We start from the raw sequence: 5,948 nt of genomic DNA on the forward strand, positions 1-5,948 counted from the left end.
CGGCCGGGCTGTCGGCGCCCGCGGGCGCCGGACGCGACGCCGCGCCGGCGGCAGGCGCCGCGGCGGGTGCGGCGATCATCTCGATCTTGCCCGAGACCTGCGCACCCTCCTCGACCATCAGGCGCTGGCAGCGGATCGTGCCCGTCACCTTCCCGGTGGCACGGATCACGAGGCGCGAGGTCGCCGTGATCGAGCCGTCGAAGGCGCCGGAGATGTCGGCTTCCTCGATCTCGGCCTCGCCGCGGAACACGCCCGAATCGGCGACGATGAGTTCGAGCGCGTGGCGGATCGACACCTCGACGGTGCCGTGAACTTCCAGCCGCTCGCAGTCGCTGATCGCGCCGCCTGCGAGGGCGATGCCGCGCCCGACCACCAGCGCCCGCCGATCGCCCGCCTGCGGCCGCGCCGCCGGCTGGGGCCGCGCGAGCGGCCCGGCGGAGGGCGGGGTGGGCTGGACGGGGCTCGGCTGCGGCGGGATCCCGGTGGCCGGGAAGTTCGGCTTCAATGCCATGGCGGGCTGGCCTTCCTTTCGGATCGTGGTCGGGCGGGCGATCGCCTCCTCGGCCGAGGGGGCGGCCGCGGGTGCGTCGGTCTTCGGACGCTTGAAGAGTGCCAGGGGAAACCTCGTCTCGCGTTGGGGGTGGGCGACCGAGTCGGGGGGAGACGCCTCCGCACGCGATCATACACCGGCCCCCGCACGCCGCAACGCGAAGGGTGGAGGCCGGACTTCAACCTGCGCTGGAGCGGCGCTTCCGGACGTCTCATACCCGGAGCACAAGGGTTTGACCTTTGTGCGGAGGGTATGGCGCGCGGGGCTCAAGGGGCGGCCGCGCGCAAAACCAAGGCCTGACGCCCGGCCGGCAAAGGTCGAACCTTTGTCGGCCGGGTATCAGGCCGCACGCAGCGCCGCGAGGAAGGTTTCCACCTCGCGGCGCAGCGTCTCGCCGTTGTCCGCGAGCCCCGCCGCCGAGGCGCCGAGCGCCGCCACCGCATCGGCGGTCTCGGCGGTCGCGGCGTTCACCTCCGCGATCGCGGCGTCGACCTCGCCGGTGCCCGCGGCCGCCTGCTGCACGTTGCGCGCGATCTCGGCCGTCGCGGTGCCCTGCTGCTCAACCGCCGCCGCGATCGCCGCGGCGATCCGGTCGATCTCCTCGATCACCGCGCCGATCGAACGGATCGCACCCACCGCGCGGTCGGTCTCGCCCTGGATCGCCGCGATCTGGTTGCCGATCTCCTCGGTCGCCTTCGCCGTCTGCGAGGCGAGCGTCTTCACCTCCGAGGCGACCACGGCGAAGCCCTTGCCCGCCTCGCCCGCGCGCGCCGCCTCGATCGTCGCGTTCAGCGCGAGAAGGTTGGTCTGCGCGGCGATGTCGTTGATCAGCCGCACCACCTCGCCGATCTTGCGTGCGCCCTCGGCCAGCCCTTGCACGGTGGCGTCCGTTTCGGCCGCGCGCGCCACGGCCGAGCGGGCGATGCGCGCGCTGTCGGCGACCTGGCGCGTGATCTCCGCGACCGAGGCCGACAGTTCCTCCGCCGCGGCGGCGACGGTGGCGACGTTGGCGCTCGTCTGGGAACTCGCGGCCGCCACCGCGCCCGCGCGCTCGGCGGAACGCCGCGCCAGCAACGCAAGCGTCTCGGTACCCGCCCGCAGCTCGCCGGCGGTCGCGACGACCGCCTGGGCGACACCGCCGACCGCGCCTTCCAGCCTGGTCGCGACGGCGGCGAGTTCGCGTCTGCGCGCCTGGACTGCCGGTCCTTCCTCGAAATAGACCTCGATCGCGAGATCCATGTCGAGCAGCACCGCCGCGGTGACCGCGTCCATCAGCGCCGCCGCGCGCGGCGCGTTCCAGCGCATCCGGGCCGCGACGGTCCGGCCGATCTCGCCGAGCGCGAGGGCATAGCCACCGAGATACCAGCGCGGATCGAGGCCGATTCGCGCATGGGCGCGGCCGACCCGGCGCACGCCTGCCTCGTACTCGGCATCGAAGCGGCCCGAGAACAGGCGACGCCAATGCTCCCGCTGGGCACGTTTCAGGCCCTCGACGCCCTGCGTGGCGTGGCGGGCGAGCAGCGCCGCCATCCCCGGTTCCGCCGCGAGATGGGCGTAGAACCGATCGAGGATCGTATCGAGCCCGGGCTCGACGATGGCCCAGGCCTCGCGCAGGCGCGAGCGCGCCGCCGCATCCAGGCGCATGAACGCCGCGCGTCCGGCAAGCCGATCCTCGAGAACCTTCTCCGTCATGGCCTCTCTCCTGCCTCTGCTGCCGCACGGTGCGAGCTTCTCGTTGCGCATCGTTGCGCGACCGGGAGGGTGTGCCAGGAGAATGAACGGTCACTGAAACCGGCTCGCCAGATTTTGGAGCGATCGGCGACGTCGCCCGCCGTCCCGCGGTCGCGCATGCGATCGCTCCAGAATCTGGCAGCGGCGTTCACGGTCGCTTCAGCGAAGAGATCGAGCCTCAAGCCGAGGCGTGCCACCCTGGCGCGCCGCGATCGACGCGAGGTGCCATGATCGTCACCGCCGCAGCCGAGTCCGCGCTCACGGCCGCTGCCTGCGCCGCCACGAAGGCGTGCCGACGCAGCCGCCGGCGGAACGGGGCGTGCCTGACATGCATGCCGGGGGCGGAACTGGCCGGACGGATCACCGCGGCCTTCCAGCCGATCGTGATGCGGTGCCGTCGCGGCTGGTCGGTCTTCGCCTACGAGGCGCTGGCGCGCGGACCGACGGGCGAACCGGCCGATGCGGTGCTGGGTGCGCTGCGCCGGGCCGCCGATCCCCATGTCGTCGATATGGCCTGCCGGATCGCCGCGCTGCGCGATGCCGCGTCCCTCGGCCTCGCCGCCCTGCCGACGCTCGTCTCGATCAACGTGCTGCCGAACGCCGCGCTGCGGCCGGAGACCTGCCTGGCCGCCACCGTCGCGGCCGCGCGCCGCTACGGTTTTCCGCCCGAGCGCGTCCTGTTCGAGATGACCGAGACGGAGGCAGTGCGCGATGTCGCGCTGCTGGCCGAGATCATCGCCGCCCAGCGCGCCCAGGGGGTGCGCGTGGCGCTCGACGATTTCGGTGCCGGCCATTCGGGGCTGGGGCTGCTGGTCGCCTGCCGGCCGGACATCGTCAAGCTGGACCGGCATCTGGTGCGCGGCGCGGATCGCGATCCGGTGCGCGCGCGTCTTGCGCGCGCGGTGGCGCAGGCGTGCCGCGATCTCGGCATCGTCGTGGTCGCCGAGGGGGTCGAGACGGCAGGGGAACTCGATGCGCTGCACGCGGCCGGCATCCGGCATTTCCAGGGCTATCTGCTGTCCCGCCCGGGCCTCGGATGCCTGCCCGACGCCTCCGCCGCGCTGCGCGCGGCGGAGGCGACGCTGCGCCGGGCGCGCGCGGCACCGCGCGCCTGACGGCCGCCCGTCACGGCATCCGATGCCTCCAAAATTTGGCGCTGGCGCGGCCGCGCGACGCTTGCATCCCGCACGCATCCGCATGAGGGTGTGCATCGGGGAATCGGACGTCGTCGCCCCGGGAAGGCTGAAGGCGAAGCTCGCAGCGGTCTTGGCACGGCATGGCATGGTGAGTGCGCGGGTCGCCGAGGTCCGCAGCCTGCGCGGACTGGTCGAGGAGATCGCAGCGCTGCGGTTCCTCGACGCGCTGTGCGGCGACACCCCGACCATCGCTTTCCGGCCGGCCGATCCGGCCGATCCCCGGTTTCGGCTGCTGCGCGACCTGCCGGGGATGGGAGCGCGGCCGCGCGCGGACCGACTCGCGCGGCTCTGGCTGCGCGATCACCGCCGCTGCATCCTCTTCCATGCGATCATCCGCAGCTCCGCCTGGCTGAACGACCGGCCGATCAGCCTGACGGTCGCGGAACTCGCCCGGCTCTCGGCCCTCTCGGCACAGTCGGTCATGCTGATCCTGGCCGAGGCGCGGAACGCCGGCGAGATCGTGACCGCGCGCGCCGAACCCGATCGCCGCCGGCTCCTGATCGAGCCGGGCGCCGCCCTGCGCGCCCTCGCGGACCAGCGCCGCCACGCCTATACCGGGCTTGCCGCCGAACTGACCGGGCGCGCTGATCCCTCGCCGCGGCTGACGGGCGAGGCCGAGCATGCGTGGCGCCGGCTGCACGCCGAACTGTCCGTGAACAAGCTCGGCCCGGGCGTCGATCGCGGCCGTCGGCTCGCCGTCGCGAGGCGTGCGCTCCTGCTGTGGGATCTGGTGACGGAAGGTCCGCAGCGGACGCGCGACTTCCTGCCGCGCCAGCAGATCCGCAGCCGAGCAAGCCGGCAGACCATCTGCAACCACCTCGCCTGGTTGCGGGCCGAGGGCTGGCTGGCCGGGGGCGAACCCCTGACGGCCACGCCGTTCGCGCATCGCCGCTTCGCCGCCATGCTGGGCACCTTCGAGACCTGCGCGCAGCGGGTTCTCGATCTGCTCGATCTCCTGGCCGAGCGTCCGCGCGACGCCGCCTGCATCGTCCTGCCGCCGCGACTGACCGCGTGTCCCGCGTCCTGGCTGCGCTGCCGCTGGCGCGTGCACGAGGACCTCGCCGGTCTGATCGCGGCGGTGGGGAAGGCCGGGGAACGGGGCTGCGCGGCGGCCGAGTGTCCCCTGGCCGCCGATCCGTCCGCGATCCCTGCGATCGGGCAGGAAGTGCGGATCGAGTCTGGACCGGAATGGTGGGCGCGAGAGGGATCGAACCTCTGACCCCTACCGTGTCAAGGTAGTGCTCTCCCGCTGAGCTACGCGCCCGCGCTGCCGGGACAAGCTGTTCTGACCATGTTTGCCCGCCCGGTCAAGCAGCGGTGCGCCGCCGCGCCGCTACGGCCCCAGGGCGCGCACGGCCCAGAACGCCGCCACCCCGGCGAACAGCGATCCCGGCACCGAGCCGGTCGCACGCATCACGACCAGCGTCGCCGCGGCACCCGCCATTCCCGCCCAGCCCTCGCGCGCCACCGCCGGTGCGGCGAAGGCGACGAACAGCGTGCCCGGCAGGTGGCCGAGGAACGCGCGCAGCACCGCTCCGGGCTGCACCCGTCGCAGCACCAGATAGCCCGCGGCGCGGCAGGCGAAGGTCGCGACCGCCATCGCCAGGATCGCGGCGAGCGTTGCCGGATCGAGGCTCATCCGCGCCCGCCGCCCGCGGTGTCGCGCAACGCGCCGGCGAGGCTGCCCGCGACCGCGCCGGCCACCACCGCGAGGGCGGGGTTCGGCAGGAGCGGGCCGATGCCGAGCGAGACCGCGGCCGCGACCGCCCAGGGGGCGGCGTCGCCGCGGCCGCGCCAGAACGGCACGAGCAGCGCGATGAAGCAGGCGGGCGCGGCGAAGAACAGCGGATGCCCGCGCGGCAGCGCCACCGCGGCGCCGAGCGCGTGGCCGAGCACCGTGGTGATCAGCCAGGCGCTCCACAGCATCGCCGCCGAACCGAGATAGAACAGCGCGTCGTGCCGCCCCGCCCGCATCTCGGCGATCGCCAGCGCCCAGGCGTGATCGACGATCGTGCCGACCATCAGCCAGCGCCGCCAGCCGCGCACCGCGTCGATCCAGGGCGCAAGCGCCGGGCCCATCAGCGCGAAGCGCAGGTTCACCGCGACCGCGGCGAGCACGGCCGAGGCGATCGGCGCGGGATCGGCCCAGAGCTCGAGCGCGAGGATCTGCGACGCGCCCGCGAACACGAGCGCGCTCATGGCCACCTGTTCGAGCGCCGAGAGGCCCTGCGCCTGCGCGAGCACCCCCACCACCAGACCGAAGGGCAGGAGCCCGACCGTGAGCGGCAGCGTTGCGCGCGCCCCGCGCAGGAAGCCGGCCCGTGTCGCGGCGATGCGCATCAGCCGCGGCGGAACGCGGCGATGCGCGTCTCGGCCTCGGCGGCGTCCATCGCCAGCGCCGCCTCGGCGACGGCGCGCGCGAAGCCGGCGCGGGCGAGCGCGGCGAGCGCCTTCTGCCGCGCCTCCGGCGG

Annotated in this window: 6 protein-coding genes and 1 tRNA gene; 2 read left to right on the forward strand and 5 right to left on the reverse strand. The window is 74.1% G+C overall.

Annotation, left to right across the window (positions count from 1 at the left end):
* Nucleotides 1–511, reverse strand: a 511-nt coding sequence (locus FK498_RS16705) for a polymer-forming cytoskeletal protein (protein WP_141856543.1), incomplete at its 3' end; no start/stop codon positions are given.
* A gap of 378 nt (nucleotides 512–889) precedes the next feature.
* Nucleotides 890–2,242 carry a globin-coupled sensor protein gene (locus tag FK498_RS16710; protein ID WP_141856545.1) on the reverse strand — a complete coding sequence of 451 codons (1,353 nt, stop codon included), beginning with the start codon at nucleotides 2,240–2,242 and terminating at the stop codon, nucleotides 890–892.
* A gap of 371 nt (nucleotides 2,243–2,613) precedes the next feature.
* Between FK498_RS16710 and FK498_RS16715 the strand changes: the two genes are divergently transcribed.
* The gene (locus tag FK498_RS16715; RefSeq protein WP_141856548.1) at nucleotides 2,614–3,396 is read left to right on the forward strand and encodes an EAL domain-containing protein; all 783 of its coding nucleotides are present in this window, start codon (nucleotides 2,614–2,616) and stop codon (nucleotides 3,394–3,396) included.
* Nucleotides 3,397–3,478: 82 nt separating this feature from the next.
* Nucleotides 3,479–4,696, forward strand: coding sequence for a MarR family transcriptional regulator (locus tag FK498_RS16720; RefSeq protein WP_141856550.1), 1,218 nt, complete (start codon nucleotides 3,479–3,481; stop codon nucleotides 4,694–4,696).
* On the opposite strand, the gene FK498_RS16725 is transcribed toward FK498_RS16720, so the two are convergent.
* From FK498_RS16725 to FK498_RS16735, 3 genes are all read right to left on the reverse strand, one after another.
* Nucleotides 4,667–4,741 (reverse strand) — tRNA-Val (locus tag FK498_RS16725). The two genes, FK498_RS16720 and FK498_RS16725, sit on opposite strands and share 30 nt — an antisense overlap.
* A 69-nt stretch (nucleotides 4,742–4,810) precedes the next feature.
* Complete coding sequence (locus FK498_RS16730) at nucleotides 4,811–5,116, reverse strand: AzlD family protein (RefSeq protein ID WP_141856552.1); 306 nt, start codon at nucleotides 5,114–5,116, stop codon at nucleotides 4,811–4,813.
* A complete protein-coding gene (locus FK498_RS16735) occupies nucleotides 5,113–5,817 on the reverse strand; it encodes an AzlC family ABC transporter permease (RefSeq protein ID WP_141856554.1) in 705 nt (234 codons plus the stop codon). Before FK498_RS16735 ends, FK498_RS16730 begins: the two co-directional genes overlap by 4 nt.
* Nucleotides 5,818–5,948 lie beyond the last annotated feature (131 nt).

This window comes from Elioraea sp. Yellowstone (assembly GCF_006704265.1).
Taxonomy (GTDB): Bacteria; Pseudomonadota; Alphaproteobacteria; order Acetobacterales; family Acetobacteraceae; genus Elioraea.

Coding starts and splice junctions, on each gene's coding strand:
- FK498_RS16710 (WP_141856545.1), bottom strand. CDS start 2,242: ATGACGGAGAAGGTTCTCGAGGATCGGCTTGCCGGACGCGCGGCGTTC.
- FK498_RS16715 (WP_141856548.1), top strand. CDS start 2,614: ATGCCGGGGGCGGAACTGGCCGGACGGATCACCGCGGCCTTCCAGCCG.
- FK498_RS16720 (WP_141856550.1), top strand. CDS start 3,479: ATGAGGGTGTGCATCGGGGAATCGGACGTCGTCGCCCCGGGAAGGCTG.
- FK498_RS16730 (WP_141856552.1), bottom strand. CDS start 5,116: ATGAGCCTCGATCCGGCAACGCTCGCCGCGATCCTGGCGATGGCGGTC.
- FK498_RS16735 (WP_141856554.1), bottom strand. CDS start 5,817: ATGCGCATCGCCGCGACACGGGCCGGCTTCCTGCGCGGGGCGCGCGCA.